Origin of the sequence: Enterobacter dykesii (assembly GCF_008364625.2) — a bacterium.
GTDB lineage: Bacteria > Pseudomonadota > Gammaproteobacteria > Enterobacterales > Enterobacteriaceae > Enterobacter > Enterobacter dykesii.
The window spans coordinates 4,083,501-4,105,341 of record NZ_CP126604.1 but is presented as its reverse complement, the minus strand read 5'-3'; the positions used below and the strand labels follow the sequence as shown (position 1 = coordinate 4,105,341).

Below are 21,841 nucleotides of genomic sequence, written 5' to 3'. Positions count from 1 at the left end.
CCAAGAGTTGTTATGGCCAAATCAGCACTATTCACGGTGCATAAAAATGAGCCCTGCCCGCAGTGCGGGGCTGAACTTGTTATTCGGTCCGGGAAACACGGCCCGTTTCTCGGTTGTTCACACTATCCGGAATGTGATTATGTTCGTCCCCTGAAAAGCCAGGCGGACGGACATATTGTTAAAATTCTGGAGGGGCAGTATTGTCCACTCTGCGGTGGTGAATTAGCCCTGCGGCAGGGGCGATTCGGCATGTTTATTGGATGTAGCCGCTACCCGGAATGTGAGCATACGGAACAAATTGATAAGCCTGATGAAACGGCAATTGCGTGCCCTCAGTGTCAGCGCGGTCAGTTGGTACAGCGCCGCTCCCGGTATGGTAAGACTTTCCATTCGTGCGATCGCTACCCTGAATGCCAGTTCGTTATCAATTTTAAACCGGTAGCGGGAACCTGCCCTCATTGCAATTATCCGCTACTCATAGAGAAGAAAACCGCGCAAGGCATGAAACGCTTCTGCGCCAGTAAACAATGTGGAAAGCCGGTTACGGCGGATCAAAATAGTGAATAATAACCTGCCATCAGGCTCCATTGCGCATGCCGTGGACGTACTGAAAAAAGAAGAAGTCATCGCCTATCCAACTGAAGCTGTTTTTGGAGTCGGTTGCGATCCTGACAGCGAGACGGCCGTGAGCCGACTGCTTGCCTTAAAACAAAGACCTGTCGAGAAAGGGCTGATTTTGATCGCTGCGAATTATGAGCAGCTTAAACCCTATATCGATGACTCCATGCTGACGCCGGCGCAGCGCGAGACTATCTTCTCCGCGTGGCCTGGCCCGGTGACCTTCGTTTTCCCGGCGCAGCCGACTACGCCTCGCTGGTTAACCGGACGTTTTGATTCCCTCGCTGTTCGCGTAACTGACCATCCGCTGGTGGTTGAGCTGTGTCTGGCATTTGGTAAACCGCTGGTCTCAACCAGCGCCAACCTGACCGGATTGCCACCTTGCCGGACAACCGAAGAAGTACTGGCGCAGTTCGGGACCGACTTCCCTGTCGCTGTCGGTGAAACGGGAGGGCGCCTGAACCCTTCTGAAATTCGCGACGCTTTGACCGGCGAACGTTTTCGCCAGGGGTAATCTCATGGAAACCTATGCTGTTTTTGGTAATCCGATTGCACACAGCAAGTCACCGTTGATTCATCAGCAATTTGCTAAGCAGCTGCAGATAAATCATCCCTATGGTCGCGTACTGGCACCGGTGGATGCATTTATTCCAACGCTGGAGGCTTTTTTCGCCGCGGGCGGTAAAGGCGCGAATGTGACGGTTCCTTTTAAAGAGGAAGCCTTCGAACGTGCGGATGAGCTGACCGAGCGTGCTTCACTGGCTGGTGCAGTCAATACCCTTAAACGGCTTGAGGATGGACGCCTTTTGGGTGACAACACCGACGGGATTGGTTTACTTAGCGATCTGGAACGACTTTCGTTTATTAAGCCCGGATTCCGGGTCCTACTGATTGGTGCGGGTGGCGCATCGCGGGGAGTACTGTTGCCTCTGCTTTCACTGGATTGTTCGGTGACCATTACCAACAGAACCTTTTCCCGTGCGGAAGCGCTGGCGGCGTTGTTTGCGCATACCGGCAGCGTGAGCGCGGCAGCGCTTGACGATCTCTCCGATCGTGAGTTCGATCTTGTCATCAATGCCACGTCCAGCGGCATCAATGGCGAGATCCCGGCAATTCCTGCTTCTCTGGTCAGCGCGCATATGTACTTCTATGACATGTTTTATCAGAAAGGGAAGACGCCTTTCCTTGACTGGTGTGAACAACACGGCGCAAAGCAGTTAGCCGATGGACTGGGAATGCTGGTGGGTCAGGCTGCGCATGCGGTGCTGCTCTGGCATGGCGTGTTGCCTGCGGTCGAACCTGTCATTGAAAAGTTAAAGCAGGAGCTTTCGGCGTGAATCAGGCTATTCATTTTCCGGACAGAGAGAGCTGGGATGAGAGTAAGCAAGCGGTCTCTTTCCCGGTTCTGGTGCAAGGCATGCAACTGACCTGTGCCATTCATGGGGAAACGCTGTTGCGTCGTTTTGGCGGTTCAGATCCGATTGCGGTATTTTGCGAAAATCGCTGGGATCTGGAAGAGGAAGCCAGCGATTTAATCCGCGAACAGCAGGAAGACGATCAGGGCTGGGTTTGGTTGTCCTGATCCAAATAGTCATTCTTCCATTTAACGTAGTTGCTCGCCGAGTATTTTAACCCTTCGATCTCTGCCTCCTTCAGGGGGCGGATCTGTTTTACCGGGCTTCCCAGGTAGAGATAGCCACTCTCCAGCCGTTTGTTCTGCGGGACCAGGCTACCGGCACCAATCATTACGTCATCTTCTACTATGACGCCATCCAGCAAAATTGACCCCATGCCAACAAGTACGCGATTCCCGATAGTACAGCCGTGAAGCATCACCTTATGGCCGACGGTAACCTCTTCTCCAATAATGAGGGGATTACCCTCCGGGTTATAGGAGGATTTGTGCGTGACATGTAGAACGCTGCCGTCCTGAATATTGGTACGGGCGCCAATCTCCACATAGTTAACATCTCCCCTGATAGCGACGAGCGGCCAGATGCTGACGTCATCGGCCATTCGGACATCGCCAATCACCACGCTGCTGGCATCGATCATCACGCGATCGCCTTTTTGGGGGAACAGATCTTTATAAGGACGTAATACTGCGGGCATATCTACCTCTAACAATGAGCGCTATACAGAAGACTTTGATCATATTAATGGATCGCGGCAAGGCAAAATACGTCAATATTTAAGCAGATCGGGCGGGATTTCAGCGAAAAGCGCGGAAAATCAGCAGTCGGAAAAAAAGATCTAAAAAATACTTGTGCTAAAAAATGGGATCCCTATAATGCGCCTCCATCGACACGGCGGATGTGAATCACTTCACACAACAAGCGGTTCGGTTGAAGAGAAAAATTCTGAAATAACGGGTTGACTCTGAAAGAGGAAAGCGTAATATACGCCACCTCGCAACGGTGAGCGAAAGCCGCGTTGCAACTGCTCTTTAACAATTTATCAGACAATCTGTGTGGGCACTCAAAGTGACATGGATTCTTAATGTCTTCGGACAATAAATGAATACCAAGTCTCTGAGTGAACATACGTAATTCATTACGAAGTTTAATTCACGAGCATCAAACTTAAATTGAAGAGTTTGATCATGGCTCAGATTGAACGCTGGCGGCAGGCCTAACACATGCAAGTCGAGCGGTAACACAGGGAGCTTGCTCCCGGGTGACGAGCGGCGGACGGGTGAGTAATGTCTGGGAAACTGCCTGATGGAGGGGGATAACTACTGGAAACGGTAGCTAATACCGCATAACGTCGCAAGACCAAAGAGGGGGACCTTCGGGCCTCTTGCCATCAGATGTGCCCAGATGGGATTAGCTAGTAGGTGGGGTAACGGCTCACCTAGGCGACGATCCCTAGCTGGTCTGAGAGGATGACCAGCCACACTGGAACTGAGACACGGTCCAGACTCCTACGGGAGGCAGCAGTGGGGAATATTGCACAATGGGCGCAAGCCTGATGCAGCCATGCCGCGTGTATGAAGAAGGCCTTCGGGTTGTAAAGTACTTTCAGCGGGGAGGAAGGCGATAAGGTTAATAACCTTGTCGATTGACGTTACCCGCAGAAGAAGCACCGGCTAACTCCGTGCCAGCAGCCGCGGTAATACGGAGGGTGCAAGCGTTAATCGGAATTACTGGGCGTAAAGCGCACGCAGGCGGTCTGTCAAGTCGGATGTGAAATCCCCGGGCTCAACCTGGGAACTGCATTCGAAACTGGCAGGCTAGAGTCTTGTAGAGGGGGGTAGAATTCCAGGTGTAGCGGTGAAATGCGTAGAGATCTGGAGGAATACCGGTGGCGAAGGCGGCCCCCTGGACAAAGACTGACGCTCAGGTGCGAAAGCGTGGGGAGCAAACAGGATTAGATACCCTGGTAGTCCACGCCGTAAACGATGTCGACTTGGAGGTTGTGCCCTTGAGGCGTGGCTTCCGGAGCTAACGCGTTAAGTCGACCGCCTGGGGAGTACGGCCGCAAGGTTAAAACTCAAATGAATTGACGGGGGCCCGCACAAGCGGTGGAGCATGTGGTTTAATTCGATGCAACGCGAAGAACCTTACCTACTCTTGACATCCAGAGAACTTAGCAGAGATGCTTTGGTGCCTTCGGGAACTCTGAGACAGGTGCTGCATGGCTGTCGTCAGCTCGTGTTGTGAAATGTTGGGTTAAGTCCCGCAACGAGCGCAACCCTTATCCTTTGTTGCCAGCGGTCCGGCCGGGAACTCAAAGGAGACTGCCAGTGATAAACTGGAGGAAGGTGGGGATGACGTCAAGTCATCATGGCCCTTACGAGTAGGGCTACACACGTGCTACAATGGCGCATACAAAGAGAAGCGACCTCGCGAGAGCAAGCGGACCTCATAAAGTGCGTCGTAGTCCGGATTGGAGTCTGCAACTCGACTCCATGAAGTCGGAATCGCTAGTAATCGTAGATCAGAATGCTACGGTGAATACGTTCCCGGGCCTTGTACACACCGCCCGTCACACCATGGGAGTGGGTTGCAAAAGAAGTAGGTAGCTTAACCTTCGGGAGGGCGCTTACCACTTTGTGATTCATGACTGGGGTGAAGTCGTAACAAGGTAACCGTAGGGGAACCTGCGGTTGGATCACCTCCTTACCTTAAAGAACCTGCCTTTGTAGTGCTCACACAGATTGTCTGATGAAAAGTAAATAGCAAGGCGTCTTGCGATTGAGACTTTACGTCCCCTTCGTCTAGAGGCCCAGGACACCGCCCTTTCACGGCGGTAACAGGGGTTCGAATCCCCTAGGGGACGCCACTTGCTGGTTCGTGAGTGAAAGTCACCTGCCGTCATATCTCAAAACTCATCTTCGGGTGATGTTTGAGATATTTGCTCTTTAAAAATCTGGATCAAGCTGAAAATTGAAACGACACATCTTTAATGGTGTGTTCGAGTCTCTCAAATTTTCGCAATCAGAAGTGAAACATCTTCGGGTTGTGAGGTTAAGCGACTAAGCGTACACGGTGGATGCCCTGGCAGTCAGAGGCGATGAAGGACGTGCTAATCTGCGAAAAGCGCCGGCGAGGTGATATGAACCTTTGACCCGGCGATGTCCGAATGGGGAAACCCAGTGCAATTCGTTGCACTATCGTTAACTGAATACATAGGTTAACGAGGCGAACCGGGGGAACTGAAACATCTAAGTACCCCGAGGAAAAGAAATCAACCGAGATTCCCCCAGTAGCGGCGAGCGAACGGGGAGCAGCCCAGAGTCTGAATCAGCTTGTGTGTTAGTGGAAGCGTCTGGAAAGTCGCACGGTACAGGGTGACAGTCCCGTACACGAAAGCACACAGGCTGTGAACTCGAAGAGTAGGGCGGGACACGTGGTATCCTGTCTGAATATGGGGGGACCATCCTCCAAGGCTAAATACTCCTGACTGACCGATAGTGAACCAGTACCGTGAGGGAAAGGCGAAAAGAACCCCGGCGAGGGGAGTGAAAAAGAACCTGAAACCGTGTACGTACAAGCAGTGGGAGCACCTTCGTGGTGTGACTGCGTACCTTTTGTATAATGGGTCAGCGACTTATATTCTGTAGCAAGGTTAACCGTATAGGGGAGCCGAAGGGAAACCGAGTCTTAACTGGGCGTTAAGTTGCAGGGTATAGACCCGAAACCCGGTGATCTAGCCATGGGCAGGTTGAAGGTTGGGTAACACTAACTGGAGGACCGAACCGACTAATGTTGAAAAATTAGCGGATGACTTGTGGCTGGGGGTGAAAGGCCAATCAAACCGGGAGATAGCTGGTTCTCCCCGAAAGCTATTTAGGTAGCGCCTCGTGAACTCATCTTCGGGGGTAGAGCACTGTTTCGGCTAGGGGGCCATCCCGGCTTACCAACCCGATGCAAACTACGAATACCGAAGAATGTTATCACGGGAGACACACGGCGGGTGCTAACGTCCGTCGTGAAGAGGGAAACAACCCAGACCGCCAGCTAAGGTCCCAAAGTCATGGTTAAGTGGGAAACGATGTGGGAAGGCACAGACAGCCAGGATGTTGGCTTAGAAGCAGCCATCATTTAAAGAAAGCGTAATAGCTCACTGGTCGAGTCGGCCTGCGCGGAAGATGTAACGGGGCTAAACCATGCACCGAAGCTGCGGCAGCGACGCTTATGCGTTGTTGGGTAGGGGAGCGTTCTGTAAGCCGTTGAAGGTGGCCTGTGAGGGTTGCTGGAGGTATCAGAAGTGCGAATGCTGACATAAGTAACGATAAAGCGGGTGAAAAGCCCGCTCGCCGGAAGACCAAGGGTTCCTGTCCAACGTTAATCGGGGCAGGGTGAGTCGACCCCTAAGGCGAGGCCGAAAGGCGTAGTCGATGGGAAACAGGTTAATATTCCTGTACTTGGTGTTACTGCGAAGGGGGGACGGAGAAGGCTATGTTAGCCGGGCGACGGTTGTCCCGGTTTAAGCATGTAGGCGGAGGTTCCAGGTAAATCCGGTACCTTTTTAACGCTGAGGTGTGATGACGAGGCACTACGGTGCTGAAGTAACAAATGCCCTGCTTCCAGGAAAAGCCTCTAAGCATCAGGTAACACGAAATCGTACCCCAAACCGACACAGGTGGTCAGGTAGAGAATACCAAGGCGCTTGAGAGAACTCGGGTGAAGGAACTAGGCAAAATGGTGCCGTAACTTCGGGAGAAGGCACGCTGATATGTAGGTGAAGCCCCTGCGGGTGGAGCTGAAATCAGTCGAAGATACCAGCTGGCTGCAACTGTTTATTAAAAACACAGCACTGTGCAAACACGAAAGTGGACGTATACGGTGTGACGCCTGCCCGGTGCCGGAAGGTTAATTGATGGGGTTAGCGGTAACGCGAAGCTCTTGATCGAAGCCCCGGTAAACGGCGGCCGTAACTATAACGGTCCTAAGGTAGCGAAATTCCTTGTCGGGTAAGTTCCGACCTGCACGAATGGCGTAATGATGGCCAGGCTGTCTCCACCCGAGACTCAGTGAAATTGAACTCGCTGTGAAGATGCAGTGTACCCGCGGCAAGACGGAAAGACCCCGTGAACCTTTACTATAGCTTGACACTGAACACTGGTCCTTGATGTGTAGGATAGGTGGGAGGCTTTGAAGCGTGGACGCCAGTCTGCGTGGAGCCGCCCTTGAAATACCACCCTTTAATGGCTGGTGTTCTAACGTAGACCCGTAATCCGGGTTGCGGACAGTGTCTGGTGGGTAGTTTGACTGGGGCGGTCTCCTCCCAAAGAGTAACGGAGGAGCACGAAGGTTAGCTAATCCTGGTCGGACATCAGGAGGTTAGTGCAATGGCATAAGCTAGCTTGACTGCGAGAGTGACGGCTCGAGCAGGTGCGAAAGCAGGTCATAGTGATCCGGTGGTTCTGAATGGAAGGGCCATCGCTCAACGGATAAAAGGTACTCCGGGGATAACAGGCTGATACCGCCCAAGAGTTCATATCGACGGCGGTGTTTGGCACCTCGATGTCGGCTCATCACATCCTGGGGCTGAAGTAGGTCCCAAGGGTATGGCTGTTCGCCATTTAAAGTGGTACGCGAGCTGGGTTTAGAACGTCGTGAGACAGTTCGGTCCCTATCTGCCGTGGGCGCTGGAGAATTGAGGGGGGCTGCTCCTAGTACGAGAGGACCGGAGTGGACGCATCACTGGTGTTCGGGTTGTCATGCCAATGGCACTGCCCGGTAGCTAAATGCGGAAAAGATAAGTGCTGAAAGCATCTAAGCACGAAACTTGCCCCGAGATGAGTTCTCCCTGACCCTTTAAGGGTCCTGAAGGAACGTTGAAGACTACGACGTTGATAGGTCGGGTGTGTAAGCGCAGCGATGCGTTGAGCTAACCGATACTAATGAACCGTGAGGCTTAACCTTACAACGCCGAAGGTGTTTTGGCGAAGAGAGACACGATTTTCAGCCTGATACAGATTAACAGAATTTGCCTGGCGGCTTTAGCGCGGTGGTCCCACCTGACCCCATGCCGAACTCAGAAGTGAAACGCCGTAGCGCCGATGGTAGTGTGGGGTCTCCCCATGTGAGAGTAGGGAACTGCCAGGCATCAAATTTAGCGTGCTGATATGGCTCAGTTGGTAGAGCGCACCCTTGGTAAGGGTGAGGTCCCCAGTTCGACTCTGGGTATCAGCACCACTTTATACTTAGGTTAAAGTTCGGCAAGAAGTAAAAGAATTTGTCTGGCGGCTTTAGCGCGGTGGTCCCACCTGACCCCATGCCGAACTCAGAAGTGAAACGCCGTAGCGCCGATGGTAGTGTGGGGTCTCCCCATGTGAGAGTAGGGAACTGCCAGACATCAAATAAGTGAGAAGGCCATCCGAAAGGATGGCCTTTTTGCGTTTATGCGCCGAAAAAACGGTAGGCCGGGTAAGGCGAAGCCTCCACCCGGCAGAGCAAACAACTAATGAATCACCTGCGACAGAAATGCTCGCGTGCGTTCTGACTTTGGATGCGCAAAGAACTCATCCGGCGGTGCCTGCTCAACAATCTCACCGCGGTCCATAAAGATCACCCGGTCGGCCACGGTTCGCGCAAACCCCATCTCATGCGTCACGCACAGCATGGTCATGCCGGATTGAGCCAGCCCAATCATGGTGTCCAGAACCTCTTTCACCATTTCCGGATCGAGGGCAGATGTCGGTTCATCAAACAGCATAATTTTCGGTTTCATACACAGCGAACGGGCGATAGCCACACGCTGCTGTTGGCCACCTGATATCTGGCCAGGAAACTTATTTGCATGCTCTGCGATACGTACACGTTCCAGGTAGTGCATTGCCAACGCCTCCGCTTCCTTTTTCGGCATCTTTCGTACCCAAATCGGCGCAAGCGTACAGTTCTGCAGAACGGTCAGATGCGGAAACAGATTAAAGTGTTGAAATACCATTCCTACTTCCTGACGTACGCGTTCGATATTGCGGATATCTTCATTCAGCTCGATACCATCAACCACAATGCGTCCTTGCTGATGTTCTTCAAGATGATTAATACAGCGAATGGTTGTGGATTTTCCGGAGCCCGAAGGGCCGCAAAGGACGATGCGTTCTCCCTGCTTTACCTTAAGATTAATGTCCCTCAGGACATGAAATTGTCCGTACCATTTATTCACATTTTCCAGCGTAATCATCGCGTCGGCGGGTGTCATAGTTATTTGGCTCATAATTTCCTCAGTGCGGTGTACGCCCGGTGTTAAAGCGCTTTTCCAGATGCTGGCTGTAGCGCGACATGCTAAAACAAAAGATCCAGTAGATCAGGGCAGCAAAGACATATCCTTCGGTGGACATGCCCAGCCAGACGGGGTCAACGGTTGCCTGTTGCACGCTGCTAAAGAGATCGAACAATCCGATAATGATCACCAGGCTGGTATCCTTGAAGAGGGCAATGATCGTGTTGACCAGACCCGGAATGACCAGCTTGAGTGCTTGTGGAAGAATGACCAGTCCCTGCGTTTTCCAGTAACCGAGAGCCAGCGATTCCGCCGCTTCGTACTGGCCTTTAGGCAACGCCTGCAGACCACCACGTACAACTTCAGCGACATAGGCGGACTGGAAGAGAATCACCCCCACCAGGGCACGGATCAGCTTGTCGATGGTTGTTCCTTCTGCCATAAACAGCGGCAGCATGACCGACGACATAAACAACACGGTGATAAGCGGTACGCCGCGCCAGAACTCAATGAAGATAACGGAGAGCACGCGGACGATCGGCATTTTTGAACGCCGTCCCAGGGCCAGTAAAATCCCCCACGGTAGCGCACCGGCTATCCCTACTGAAGCGATAATCAGCGTCAGCGTCAGCCCGCCCCACTGGCGCGTTTCAACGCGTTCCAGTCCCAGGAAACCGCCATACAACAGTACCCAGACAATAATCGGATAAACCACTGCCCAGCCGGCAATATAGCGTCCACGATGAGGCAGCTTTTTCCAGAACATGGCTGCGACAGAAAGCAGGCCGATGACCAGCGCCAGATTAATCCGCCAGCGCTGTTCGTGGGGATACAATCCATACATGAACTGACCGAAGCGCTCATGAATAAACACCCAGCAGGCGCCGGCTTTTGTGCAGTCTGCTCGGGTTGAACCGACCCAGTTGGCCTGTAAAAACGCCCAGTTCAGCAGGGGAGGAATCAACTCCCAAATGAGCCACAGGCAAACAATCGTCAGCAGGCTGTTACTCCAGCTGGAGAACAGATTCTTACGCGCCCAGAGAATGAAACGTCCACCTGTCGAGTTGGCAGGGCGCGAGGAGTGCGACAGTATCGCTTTTGTCATCATAGATCCTTAGCGCTCGACCAGTGCTATACGGCGGTTATAAAGGTTCATCAGCAGTGAAATCACCAGGCTGATGATCAGATAGACAGACATCGTGATGGCGATGGTTTCGATGGCTTGTCCGGTCTGGTTAAGCACGGTTCCGGCGAAGAGTGACACCATATCCGGGTAACCAATGGCAGCGGCCAGCGACGAGTTTTTGACAATATTGAGATACTGGCTGGTCAGGGGGGGGATGATGACCCGTAAAGCCTGCGGAATAATGACCTGGCGAAGCGTCACGGTATGGGGTAATCCCAGCGAGCGCGCCGCCTCGTGCTGCCCATAAGGAACGGCCTGGATCCCTGCACGGATGATTTCTGCGATAAAGGCGGACGTATAAATCGACAGCGCCAGCGTCAGGGCCGCCAGCTCGGGAATTAATACCATCCCGCCCTGAAAGTTAAAGCCCCGCAGATGTGGAATATCCCAGTGCAGCGCTGCCCCAAACAGCCAGTGCGCAATTAGCGGCAGGCTAACGATCAGGACAACTGCCGTGGGCCAGGTTCTACGAAGCTGACCGGTTTTGACCTGATGCTTGCGGTTAAAACGGAATACCCCCGCAGAGAGCGCAAGCGCTATCACAATTGCGCCGATAAAAGCGTACAGTCCTTCACCCGGCTGAGGAGAAGGAATGGACAACCCTCGGTTACTGAGGAAAAACAGCTCAAACGCGTCGACGGCCTGACGGGGACCGGGAAGGTTACGCAGTACGGCGAAATACCAGAAGAAGATCTGCAGGAGCGGGGGGATATTACGGAACGTCTCGATATAAACAGTCGATAGTTTCCGCAGGAGCCAGTTTTCAGAAAGACGCGCCAGGCCAATAAAGAAGCCCAGTATCGACGCGAAGACGATACAAAGCGCCGATACCAACAGCGTATTCAGTAAACCGACCACAAACACGCGTCCGTACGTGTCACCTTCCTGGTAATCAATAAGGTGCTGAACAATACCAAACCCCGCGCTGCGATCTAAAAACGCAAAACCGGAGGTAATGCCGCGGTTATTCAGGTTGGTGATGGTGTTATGGATCAGATACACGGCGATGAGAACAACCGCAACAATAGCAATAATCTGGAATAGCCAGGCGCGGACCGCGGGATGAGAAAAGGATAGCGATCCTTTTACGGCTGAGCGGCGATGGGACATAAAGAAACCTCAGTAACCATGACTCTGGAGTGGGCACTGCCGGAGCAGTGCCCGTTACAGCTATGACTTAACGTACCGGTGGCGCGTACTGAATACCGCCGTTGTTCCAGAGATTGTTCTGGCCGCGTTTGATCTTCAGCGGGCTTTCCGATCCCACGTTGCGCTCAAAGATCTCAGAGTAGTTGCCCACCTGTTTGATGATGTTGTAGGCCCACTTGTTATCCAGCTTCAGATCCTTGCCGAAATCACCTTCTGTACCCAGCAGGTGTGCCATATCCGGGTTGGATGGCTTAGCAGCTTTCTCATCAACGTTTTTCGAGTTGATGCCCATCTCTTCTGCGTTCAGCATGGCAAACAGCGTCCAGCGAACGATAGAGAACCAGTCTTCATCGCCACGACGTACCACCGGTCCGAGAGGTTCTTTGGAGATCACTTCAGGCAGAACGATCCATTCTGCCGGATTGCTCAGCTTAATACGTAAGGCATACAGCTGTGACTGGTCAGAGGCCAGCGTGTCGCAACGGCCGGACTCCAGCGCTTTGGCCGATTCATCCGAGCGGTCGAATGTCACCGGGGTGTATTTCATGTTGTTTGCTTTGAAATAATCCGCGACGTTCAGCTCGGTATCGGTGCCCGCCTGGATACAAACGGTGGCGCCATCCAATTCTTTAGCGCTTTTCAGGCCCGCTTTATTGTGGGTCAGGAAGCCGATGCCGTCATAATAGGTCACGCCCGTAAATGACATCCCCATGCCTGCATCACGTGAGGACGTCCAGGTGGTATTACGGGAGAGCATGTCGACCTCTCCGGACTGCAGCGCCGTAAAGCGTTCTTTCGCCGTCAGCGGGGTGTATTTTACTTTGCTGTCATCACCAAAAACGGCGGCAGCAACGCCACGGCAGACGTCCACATCGATACCGGTAAATTTGCCGTTCGCATCGGCATAAGAGAAGCCAGGCAAACCGTCACTGATACCGCATTGAACAAAACCTTTCTTTTTAACGGCATCCAGTGTCGTTCCCGCATGGGCTTGACCGGCTAAGGCAAACAACATGCCTGCAGCGGCCAGGCTGGCTATCATCGTCTTTTTCATAATGCATCCTGTGTGGCGAAATTTATCGTTATAGAGGCGTTTTTAAACGCTTAACCTGTCTGTGGCTTTGGCCAACGTTTATAAAGCAAACGTAATGCCAGTTTTGCGTTCGACAAAATAAGAGACGAGTGAACGCTTAATGCTGAGTGTAGACAGGCTTAAATAAAACGAGCGCCCCGAAACGGTGCGAAATTACAACCTGTGCCACAAATTGGAGCAAAAGTTGCGAGTCGGGTCAGGAAAAAGAAGAGATAGTTTTCAGCGTGAATATTGGCAGGGTATTCAATAATATTAATGTGTGAAAATCATCACGATAGAATAAGTAATTTGAATGAGTATGCGAAAAAGTTGTGACTGACTTCAGGCTTAGATTAATTATGTGAATAAATACGGAGCTATTTTTTTACTTATTTGAAAATACTGCACTCATTAAAAGCAAAAGCGCGGCCAGAGCCGCGCTTTCTCAACAGATGTTACTTCGTCAGGGCAACAATACCCAGCGTCAGACCCGCTACTGCGGCAGCACCGCCGGCGATCGCACCCGCAGTCTCCCAGTTATCCTGGGTGGTGCCTTTCATACAGGTATTGGTATGAACCAGTCGGCCCTGGTCGTCGTAAACCGGTACACATGGAGAATCGTGCGCGCAACCAGCAAGCAGCGCAGCGAGAAGTGCAACGGAAATGAATCTTTTCATGATGTTACCTCAGTATTATTTCTCATCCGTCCTATAGCCAGGAGGGCTATTAACGAACTGGAGGTTATTTTACCACCGGGGTAAGTTCTCGTTACACGAGGAATAATCTCAAATTATGTAGTTTGTAAAAATCGTGGAGAAAAGTCGGTTTCAGGAGGAATTAATGGAGGCATTATGGAGCTGCAAGAGACTGTTTTTACTTAATGCAAATCATCATGCTCTTAATACTGCCTTTCTGCAAAACCTAATTCGTTGTTTATGTTAAAAATAAAAAAGGCACCAGAGGTGCCTTTTCAGGGAAACATTAATCTTTAGGGTGAGTAAACCTTCGCCGAACAACCACAAAGAAAACGGGCACGAAGAATATCGCCAGAAGCGTTGCGGAAAGCATTCCCCCCATAACGCCCGTACCGACGGCGTTTTGCGCGCCGCTCCCGGCCCCCGAGCTGATCACCAGCGGCATGACGCCAAGGATAAAGGCCAGGGATGTCATCAGGATCGGTCGAAGGCGCATCCTGGAAGCTTCCAGAGTGGCTTCAATAATGCTTTTACCTTCTTTATCCATCAGGTCTTTAGCAAATTCGACGATCAGGATGGCGTTTTTCGCCGATAAACCAATCGTCGTCAGCAGGCCGACCTGGAAATAGACGTCATTGTTTAACCCGCGCAGCGACGCTGCGAGAAGAGCCCCAATGACCCCCAGCGGCACAACCAGCATAACGGAGAACGGAATGGACCAGCTTTCATACAGCGCTGCCAGACACAGGAACACCACGATCAGTGAAATGGCGTACAGGGCAGGCGCCTGGTTACCCGAGAGCCGCTCCTGATAAGACATCCCCGTCCAGTCATAGCCGATGCCGGAAGGCAGTTTTGCCGCGAGATTTTCCATCATAACCATGGCTTCACCGGTACTTTTACCCGGAGCGGATTCACCCAGGATCTCCATAGAGGGCATCCCGTTATAGCGCTCCAGGCGAGGTGAACCATAGACCCAGCGAGCGTTGCTGAAGGCTGAAAACGGGACCATTTCCCCCTTCGCGCTGCGCACGTAAAGGTTATTAATATCTCCCGGCAACATACGGAATTTTGCGTCGGCCTGGACGTAGACCTTTTTCACGCGCCCATGATCGATAAAGTCGTTAACATAGGTGCCCCCTAAGGCCGTCGAAATCGTCTGGTTCACGTCAGAAAGGCTGACGCCCAGCGCCTGCGCTTTCTCCTGATCGACATCCAGCTTGAACTGAGGCGTATCTTCAAGGCCGTTAGGGCGCACGCGAACCAGCAGGTCAGGGTGCTCATGCACCATGCTGAGCAGTTGGTTACGCGCCTGCGTCAGCTGGGTATGCCCCAGGTTGGCCTGATCGATCAATTCAAAATCGAAGCCCGTGGCGGTACCCAGTTCGATAATTGCAGGCAGGTTAAACGGGAACACGAGGCCATCTGTAATTTGACTGAAGGCTTTCGTCGCGCGACCCACAATGGCTTCAACGCCGTTTTCCGCCCCCGGGCGCTCCTCCCAGGGCTTAAGGCTGACGAAGGCTATACCGGAGTTCTGGCCCTGGCCGCTAAAGCTAAAGCCGTTAACGGTAAAGACGGATTCCACGTTCGCCTTTTCGTTGTTCAGATAGTAGTCCTGAACCTGATCGAGCACCTGTTGAGTACGCGTCTGGGTTGCACCCGCCGGGAGTTGAACCATCGTCATAAACACCCCCTGATCCTCTTCGGGCAGGAAGGAGGTGGGCAAGCGCAGGAAGAGCACCGCCATCCCACCGACGATAATGACGTACACCGCCAGATAGCGCCCTGTCTTACGCAAAATCCCGCTCACGCTGTTGCTGTAGTGCTCCACGCTTTTATCAAAAAGCGCATTAAACCAGCCGAAAAAGCCCCCTTTTTTCTCATGATGGTCGCCGGATACGGGCTTAAGCAACGTTGCGCAGAGGGCGGGCGTCAGGATTAGCGCAACCAGTACGGACAACGCCATCGCGGAAACGATAGTCAGCGAGAACTGACGATAGATTGCCCCCGTCGAGCCGCCAAAAAAGGCCATCGGAATAAAGACCGCCGAGAGCACCATGGCGATCCCCACCAGTGCGCCCTGGATCTGCTCCATAGACTTCTGCGTGGCCTCTTTTGGCGGCAGTTTGTCCTCGACCATGACGCGCTCGACGTTCTCAACGACCACGATAGCGTCATCGACCAGCAGACCAATCGCCAGCACCATGCCGAACATCGTCAGGGTATTAATGGAAAAACCGAACGCCGCCAGAATCGCAAAGGTACCCAGCAGAACGACCGGTACCGCGATAGTCGGGATGAGCGTTGCCCGCAGGTTTTGCAGAAACAGGTACATGACCAGGAAGACGAGAACGATCGCTTCAAACAGGGTCTTCACCACTTCGTGGATGGAGATTTTCACAAAAGGCGTGGTGTCATAGGGATAGACCACTTTCAGCCCCTGCGGGAAGAACTGCTGCAGTTGCGCCAGCTTGCTCTTAATGGCTGCCGCGGTGTCCAGCGCATTTGCCCCGGTTGCCAGCTTAATCCCCAGGCCGGTTGCCGCCTGCCCGTTTATTTTAGTGACCATGTTGTAGTTTTCGCCACCCAGCTCAATGCGAGCCACGTCCTTCAGATGAACCATCGAGCCGTCCTGGTTCACCTTGAGCGTCACGCGACCAAACTCCTCCGGTGATTTCAGGCGGGTTTGCGCGATGATTGAGGCATTGAGCTGCTGCCCGGGGATGGACGGCGTTCCGCCCAGCTGGCCTGCAGCTATCTGGTCGTTCTGCGTTTTCAGCTGGTTGATAATATCCTGCGGCGTCAGCTGGTATTTGTTCATCGCGTTGCTGTCGAGCCAGATGCGCATCGCATACTGAGCGCCAAACAGCTGAACGTCACCGACGCCAGACGTTCGGCTGATGGCATCTTTGACGTTCGAAGCGACATAGTCAGAGATGTCATTCTGCGTGAGATTCTTGTTGTCTGAAACAAAGCCGGCGACCAGCAGGAAGCTGCTGCTGGATTTCTCCACGCCAATCCCTTGCTGCTGTACCTCTTGCGGCAGCAGCGGCATGGCGAGCTGCAGCTTGTTCTGCACCTGTACCTGGGCGATATCCGGATCGGTTCCTGACTCGAAGGTCAGGGTGATGGTGACGTTACCCGCTGAATCGCTGGTGGAGGACATATACATCAGGTTATCGATGCCGTTCATGTTCTGTTCGATAACCTGGGTCACGGTATCCTGCACCGTTTGAGCGTCAGCGCCCGGGTAGGTCGCGGATATCGCCACGGCGGGAGGTGCAATGGTCGGGTACTGTGCGACGGGAAGTTTGAGAATGGCCAGCCCGCCTGCAATCATCAAAATGATGGCAAGCACCCAAGCGAAAACCGGTCTCTGAATAAAGAAATTAGCCATGTCGTCGTCCCTTAACCGGCTGGCGTCGTGGTGATATCCGGCGTGGCGACGACGGTTACCCCCGGCCTGACTTTCTGTAGCCCGCTGACAATCACGCGGTCACCGTTTTTCAGCCCTTCCGTCACCAGCCAGCGATCGCCAATTGCCTGAGGGGCCACGACGGTTCGCGGCTCAACCTGGTTTTTATCGTTCACCACCAGCACGGTTGCATCGCCTCGCGGTGTACGGGTTACGCCCTGCTGTGGTACCAGAATCGCATCCGGCTGGGTGCCCTCATCAATGCGGGCGCGAACGAACATGCCGGGTAACAACAGATGCTGAGGGTTCCGGAAAATGGCGCGCAGGGTAATCGAGCCGGTACTTTCATCGACCGTGACGTCAGAGAACTGCAATGTGCCTTTTAGCGGGTAGGGCTGCCCGTTCTCCATCAGCAGCTCAACGTTGCTGGCGATATCCCCTTTTTGCAGGCTCGTCTGTTTCAGGCGCATAAAATCATTACTGGACTGGGTGACATCAACATAAATCGGATCGAGCAGCTGAACCGTTGCCAGCGCTGCGGCTTGCCCGTTCGTCACCAGCGCCCCTTCTGTCACGCTGGATTTTCCGATACGACCATCAACCGGAGAGGTCACTTTGGTGTAGGCAAGGTTGATACGTGCACTTTCAACACCCGCTTTTGCGGCAACCACGCTGGCATCTGCCTGCTGAGCCGTCGCCACGGCCTGGTCATACTCCTGCTTACTGACATACTGGGTGCCTACCAGCGGGAGATAACGTTTCACCGTCAGGTGCGCAATATTGGCCGCCGCCTGAGCCTTCGCCAGCTCACCCTTCGCGCTGTCATAGGCGGCCTGATAGGGCGCAGGATCAATCTGGTAAAGTGACTCGCCCGCTTTTACATCGCTACCCTCCGCGAAGTTACGGCGCAGGATAATGCCGCTAACCTGAGGACGAACCTCCGCAACGCGAAATGCATCTGTTCTGCCCGGGAGTTCAGTGGTGACAGCCAGAGGCGCGCTTTTCACAATATGCACGCTGACCTGAGGCGCCTGCAGATGCTGTTGTTGATTTTCCTGATCATCGCATCCAGTGAGCAGTACCGCGCAGACAATGAAACCGGATAAGGGCAAGCGTCTGAAATGATTCGTCATTACTGTTCCTTTAAATACCCATTAACCGATATATGCTGCGAATCGGTAGCAGGGGCAGAGGGATAAAAATAAAATGTAGCTGCGTATAATAATGAGGGTATTTAATGTTTTTTAATTTATAAGTGCGAATGACCATGCTTGTAGACGAAAATCAGAATAAGACCGGCTCCATTCTGGGATATAGTTCAGGTATGTTAATTAGATAAATGAGTTTAATATTTTATAATTATTCACTCCGTCAATTTAATTGATTGGACTTATTTGTATTAATTATAAATCCAGAGGTGTGACTTTTTTTGTGCAAAATTAAAACGATTTTTAGTGAATACTTACATTTGCATGAACGCAATATGACCTTTAACCCTTGTGAGTAACGAGTAGTTGCCTATGGCGCGTAAAAAGAAAGAAGAGGCTCAACAAACCCGGCAGCAGCTGATTGAGGCGGCTATCGGACAGTTTGCCACGCGTGGCGTAGCCAGCACGACGCTGACGGATATCGCTGATGCCGCTAAGGTGACGCGCGGCGCGATCTACTGGCACTTCACCAGTAAATCTGAAATATTTAATGCCATCTGGGAACAACAATTACCGCTTCGCGACATGATTCACGACAGGCTTTCCCTTTCCGATAGTGACGATCCATTGTTAAAACTTCGTGAGCAATTTATTACTGCGCTGCAATATATTGCCCATGAACCCCGGCAATGTGCGCTTTTACAAATTCTGTATCATAAGTGTGAATTTAGCAGCGATATGATTTCTGAGCGCGAAATCAGAAAGCGTATCGGGTTCAACGATGACACGCTACGTACCGCGCTGGAAACCTGTATTTCGCGGAACATCATTTCGCCACAGGTGAATTTAGATCTCACCTTAATTGTATTCCACGGTTTTTTTAGCGGAATAATTAAAAACTGGTTAATGAATAAGGACAGTTTTAATCTTCATCAGCAGGCTCCCGCTCTGGTCGATAGCATACTGGCGACACTCCCGGCTATTCGTGTGTCGCCAGATGAGGGCGGTTACTGCTCAGCGCCAGGTAACATTTCCCCGCGGGCACAAAGTGCTTCTATGGTCTGCGCGCTGACGGGTTTACCTAGCAGATAACCCTGAAGGGTGTTACAGCCCAGCTCGGTCAAAAAGGCTTGCTGCGCTTCGGTTTCCACACCTTCAGCCACGACTTTCAGGTTAAGTGTTTTAGCGAGGGCCACAATCGCTGAGACAATAGTGGCATCCTCGCTCTCGCCGCTGAGCTCTTGCACAAACGCCCTGTCGATTTTTAGCTCGCAGGCCGGTAAGCGCTTGAGGTACAGCAGGCTCGAATATCCGGTGCCAAAATCATCAATGGAGGCCTTCACCCCCGCACTCGTCAGCTCTGTCAGCACCCGTACGCTCTCATCCGGGTTGCTCATCGCCGTGGTTTCCGTCACTTCGAGGATCAACATTTCCGGTGGCACCTGATGAAGTGCCAGGCAGTCGAGAACCGTTTTAACCAGCGAAGGTTGTTCAAACTGTAGTGTCGACAGGTTTACCGCCATTGACCAGCTTTGATGTCCCTGAAGATGCCATTCCCGCAGCTGGCGACAGGCTTCATTAATCACCCAGTTGCCAATGGGGACGATTAGCCCTGTTTTTTCCGCCAGCGGCAGAAAAAGGTCCGGCGTCAGTAACCCCTGCTTAGGATGCTGCCAGCGCAATAACGCCTCGAATCCGAGGACCGGGCCCGCCGGGGCGTGAAATTTTGGCTGATACAGCAGGCGCAGCTCATTGCGATCGATCGCCATCCACAGATCGTTCATTAACTGGAGATGGGTCTGCGCCAGGGTGTTCATGGAGGGCTGGAAAAAGTGGTAACCGTTACGGCCCATATGCTTCGTGTGATACATCGCCGCATCGGCGTTAAACATCAGCTCACGCTCGGTTTTTCCGTCGTGAGGGTACAGCGCAATACCTATGCTGAGGGTCACCACCAGTTCATAGGGGCTGAGATTGAACGGGCTATCGATCGCGCGCACCAGCGAATTCGCCAGCGATGCCGCGTCGTCCGGACCTTCTCCCTCTGCCAGCAGAACAAACTCATCACCGCCGATACGTGCAAGGGTGAACTGGCCTTTCAGAAGCAGCAGCAGACGCTGCGTAACGGCGACCAGCAGCCTGTCACCGACATCATGGCCGTAGGCATCATTGATGGCTTTGAAGCCGTCAAGATCCATGAACATCAGGGCAAAGTGGTTTCCTTCACGATCGGCTTTGCTGATGGCCTGATCGAGTCTGTCTTCCAGCAGGATACGGTTGGGCAGGCGCGTCAGGGTATCGTGTAGCGCCAGTTGAGCGAGTTCCCGGTTAGCTTCTGCCAGCGACGAGGCCAGAAGGGCGGTGCGTGCCTGAAGGCGGGCATCCAGCATCGAAACCAGCAGGGTGATCCCAAGAATAGAGAGCGCGACGACGCTGACCAGCACCGCCAGCCAGCTCCCGTTGATACCCTCATGGTGAACCATTGTGGACATCGGAAACTGCGCCGCTTTCATTCCGGCATAGTGCATACCGGCAATGGCAATACCCATCGTGATGGCGGCACCCATGCGCATCAGGACGACCTGCGCGGCTTCGCGACGCAGGCGGAAGGTCAGCCATAATGCCGCGAGCGAAGCGGCAAGCGCAATAACGACCGAAATGGCCACCCACATCTTGTTCCAGATAATCCCGGGCATCACTTCCAGCGCCGCCATGCCGGTGTAATGCATAGCCACAATACCGCTTCCCATCACCAGCGCGCCGGGCAGCAGTCGGCGCAGGCGTAGTTGCTCGCAGCTCACAAGCCATAGCGCAAACAGCGACGACCCCACGGCGATGACCATGGATAACACCGTCAGGGTGGCGTTGTAGCTCATGCTCATGGAGAGGTCCATCGCCAGCATGCCGATAAAATGCATGGCCCACACGCCGATGCCCATAGCAATACCGCCGCCAGCAAGCCAGACGCGGGCAGCGACGCCCTGACTCCCGGCGACGCGTGCAGCCATGTTCAGCGCGGTATACGCAGCAAGGATGGCAACAACAAAGGAGAGGACGACAAGGATAGGGTTGTATTGGCTGACCAGCATGGACGGTTCTACTCGAGTGTGGGGTTACGCTAGAGCGGTTGAGAAGGGCGAGACATTATCACCGTCAGGTAATGGCTCAAAGGGATTTAAATCCCCGTTTTTAGTGGGTAATAACAGGTGATTTGCGCAATCGGGCGCTTAGTCGAGCTCTGAGCAGTTAACGAGTTTAAGGGGATTCACGGAGTTCATATTGCGACACTTATCGGTTTCGGTGCTCATCAGTTCAATCCACTGCATCAGGAGTGCATCGAAAATGAGAACGGAGATTGCAAAGACAACCAGCCACCAGTATTTACGAATCATTGTGTCATTCCGCGAGAAAATCGCCAGTAAGGTGGGGGAAATATACACGAAAAACCGTGGTTGAAAAGCGTGATAAGCGAAGGTTTACAATGCGTTGACGGAGAGGTACAGATAATAAAAAAGGCGCTTCCCCATGCCGAAGAGCGCCTTTTTAAACAAGCATTTAACTGATTAGTATCAGTTCATGCCGTATTTTTTCAGTTTCTTACGCAGAGTACCACGGTTGATACCCATCATCAGCGCAGCGCGGGTTTGGTTACCGCGGGTGTATTGCATCACCATGTCCAACAGTGGCTGTTCAACTTCAGCCAGTACCAGCTCATACAGGTCATTAACATCCTGACCGTTCAGTTGAGCAAAATAGTTCTTCAGTGCCTGTTTAACCGAGTCACGCAGGGGCTTTTGAGTTACCTGGTCCTGAGAGTTAACGGTAGAAACGGTCAGTACGTCAGAATTTACGCGTTGTTCGAACATAGTTCTGTCAGCT

General features: G+C 52.8%; 16 protein-coding genes, 2 tRNA genes and 4 rRNA genes. 11 read left to right on the top strand and 11 right to left on the bottom strand.

Going from position 1 to position 21,841, the window contains the following annotated elements:
- Positions 1-12: 12 nt before the first annotated feature.
- The 4 genes from F0320_RS19570 to F0320_RS19555 are packed head-to-tail and all read left to right on the top strand — an operon-like array spanning position 13 to position 2,200.
- Positions 13-567, top strand: a complete 555-nt coding sequence (locus F0320_RS19570) for a DNA topoisomerase family protein (RefSeq protein WP_023309445.1) — start codon at positions 13-15, stop codon at positions 565-567.
- Positions 560-1,132, top strand: a complete 573-nt coding sequence (tsaC, locus tag F0320_RS19565; RefSeq protein ID WP_126331244.1) for an L-threonylcarbamoyladenylate synthase type 1 TsaC — start codon at positions 560-562, stop codon at positions 1,130-1,132. Before F0320_RS19570 ends, tsaC begins: the two co-directional genes overlap by 8 nt.
- Positions 1,133-1,136: 4 nt before the next feature.
- Positions 1,137-1,955 (top strand): shikimate dehydrogenase, encoded by an 819-nt coding sequence (gene aroE, locus F0320_RS19560; protein ID WP_126331242.1) that lies wholly within the window; start codon positions 1,137-1,139, stop codon positions 1,953-1,955.
- Positions 1,952-2,200 carry a DUF1488 domain-containing protein gene (locus F0320_RS19555; protein WP_126331240.1) on the top strand — a complete coding sequence of 83 codons (249 nt, stop codon included), beginning with the start codon at positions 1,952-1,954 and terminating at the stop codon, positions 2,198-2,200. Before aroE ends, F0320_RS19555 begins: the two co-directional genes overlap by 4 nt.
- Here the strand turns inward: F0320_RS19555 and F0320_RS19550 are convergent.
- A complete protein-coding gene (locus F0320_RS19550) occupies positions 2,176-2,730 on the bottom strand; it encodes a gamma carbonic anhydrase family protein (RefSeq protein WP_047652850.1) in 555 nt (184 codons plus the stop codon). The two genes, F0320_RS19555 and F0320_RS19550, sit on opposite strands and share 25 nt — an antisense overlap.
- A 472-nt stretch (positions 2,731-3,202) precedes the next feature.
- On the opposite strand from F0320_RS19550, the gene F0320_RS19545 reads away from it, so the two are divergent.
- From F0320_RS19545 to rrf (F0320_RS19520), 6 genes are all read left to right on the top strand, one after another.
- Positions 3,203-4,742: ribosomal RNA gene (locus F0320_RS19545) — 16S ribosomal RNA — on the top strand.
- Between the two features lie 84 nt (positions 4,743-4,826).
- Positions 4,827-4,902, top strand: a tRNA-Glu gene (locus F0320_RS19540).
- Between the two features lie 183 nt (positions 4,903-5,085).
- Positions 5,086-7,991: ribosomal RNA gene (locus F0320_RS19535) — 23S ribosomal RNA — on the top strand.
- A 67-nt stretch (positions 7,992-8,058) separates the two neighbouring features.
- Positions 8,059-8,174: ribosomal RNA gene (gene rrf / locus F0320_RS19530) — 5S ribosomal RNA — on the top strand.
- Between the two features lie 14 nt (positions 8,175-8,188).
- Positions 8,189-8,264 (top strand) — tRNA-Thr (locus F0320_RS19525).
- A 43-nt stretch (positions 8,265-8,307) separates the two neighbouring features.
- Positions 8,308-8,423, top strand: a 5S ribosomal RNA gene (rrf, locus tag F0320_RS19520).
- The 16S, 23S and 5S rRNA genes sit together here with 2 tRNA genes alongside, the layout of an rRNA operon.
- 106 nt (positions 8,424-8,529) lie before the next feature.
- Here the strand turns inward: rrf (F0320_RS19520) and F0320_RS19515 are convergent.
- The 7 genes from F0320_RS19515 to F0320_RS19485 all read right to left on the bottom strand — a co-directional run bounded on the left by F0320_RS19515 (position 8,530) and on the right by F0320_RS19485 (position 17,947).
- Complete coding sequence (locus F0320_RS19515) at positions 8,530-9,288, bottom strand: amino acid ABC transporter ATP-binding protein (RefSeq protein WP_023309440.1); 759 nt, start codon at positions 9,286-9,288, stop codon at positions 8,530-8,532.
- Positions 9,289-9,295: 7 nt separating this feature from the next.
- Entirely contained in the window at positions 9,296-10,399 is a 1,104-nt protein-coding gene (locus F0320_RS19510; RefSeq protein ID WP_126329410.1) for an amino acid ABC transporter permease, read from the bottom strand.
- Positions 10,400-10,408: 9 nt separating this feature from the next.
- A complete protein-coding gene (locus tag F0320_RS19505; RefSeq protein WP_047650970.1) occupies positions 10,409-11,590 on the bottom strand; it encodes an amino acid ABC transporter permease in 1,182 nt (393 codons plus the stop codon).
- A 67-nt stretch (positions 11,591-11,657) separates the two neighbouring features.
- A complete protein-coding gene (locus F0320_RS19500; RefSeq protein ID WP_047650969.1) occupies positions 11,658-12,683 on the bottom strand; it encodes an amino acid ABC transporter substrate-binding protein in 1,026 nt (341 codons plus the stop codon).
- 473 nt (positions 12,684-13,156) lie between these two features.
- Positions 13,157-13,378: a lipoprotein gene (locus F0320_RS19495; RefSeq protein ID WP_008502867.1), complete on the bottom strand. Its 222-nt coding sequence runs from the start codon at positions 13,376-13,378 to the stop codon at positions 13,157-13,159.
- 304 nt (positions 13,379-13,682) lie between these two features.
- Positions 13,683-16,796 carry an efflux RND transporter permease subunit gene (locus F0320_RS19490; protein ID WP_126329168.1) on the bottom strand — a complete coding sequence of 1,038 codons (3,114 nt, stop codon included), beginning with the start codon at positions 16,794-16,796 and terminating at the stop codon, positions 13,683-13,685.
- Positions 16,797-16,807: 11 nt separating this feature from the next.
- On the bottom strand, positions 16,808-17,947 hold the full coding sequence (locus tag F0320_RS19485; protein ID WP_126329169.1) for an efflux RND transporter periplasmic adaptor subunit: 1,140 nt from the start codon (positions 17,945-17,947) through the stop codon (positions 16,808-16,810).
- Positions 17,948-18,334: 387 nt separating this feature from the next.
- Here F0320_RS19485 and envR point away from each other — a divergent pair, with 387 nt between their 5' ends.
- Positions 18,335-19,054, top strand: a complete 720-nt coding sequence (gene envR, locus F0320_RS19480; RefSeq protein ID WP_126329170.1) for an acrEF/envCD operon transcriptional regulator — start codon at positions 18,335-18,337, stop codon at positions 19,052-19,054.
- On the opposite strand, the gene F0320_RS19475 is transcribed toward envR, so the two are convergent.
- From F0320_RS19475 to fis, 3 genes are all read right to left on the bottom strand, one after another.
- On the bottom strand, positions 18,970-21,051 hold the full coding sequence (locus F0320_RS19475; protein WP_126329171.1) for a putative bifunctional diguanylate cyclase/phosphodiesterase: 2,082 nt from the start codon (positions 21,049-21,051) through the stop codon (positions 18,970-18,972). The genes envR and F0320_RS19475 overlap by 85 nt on opposite strands.
- Before the next feature lie 138 nt (positions 21,052-21,189).
- On the bottom strand, positions 21,190-21,354 hold the full coding sequence (locus F0320_RS19470) for a DUF2556 family protein (protein WP_008502862.1): 165 nt from the start codon (positions 21,352-21,354) through the stop codon (positions 21,190-21,192).
- A 177-nt stretch (positions 21,355-21,531) separates the two neighbouring features.
- Positions 21,532-21,828, bottom strand: coding sequence for a DNA-binding transcriptional regulator Fis (gene fis / locus F0320_RS19465; RefSeq protein ID WP_000462905.1), 297 nt, complete (start codon positions 21,826-21,828; stop codon positions 21,532-21,534).
- Positions 21,829-21,841 lie beyond the last annotated feature (13 nt).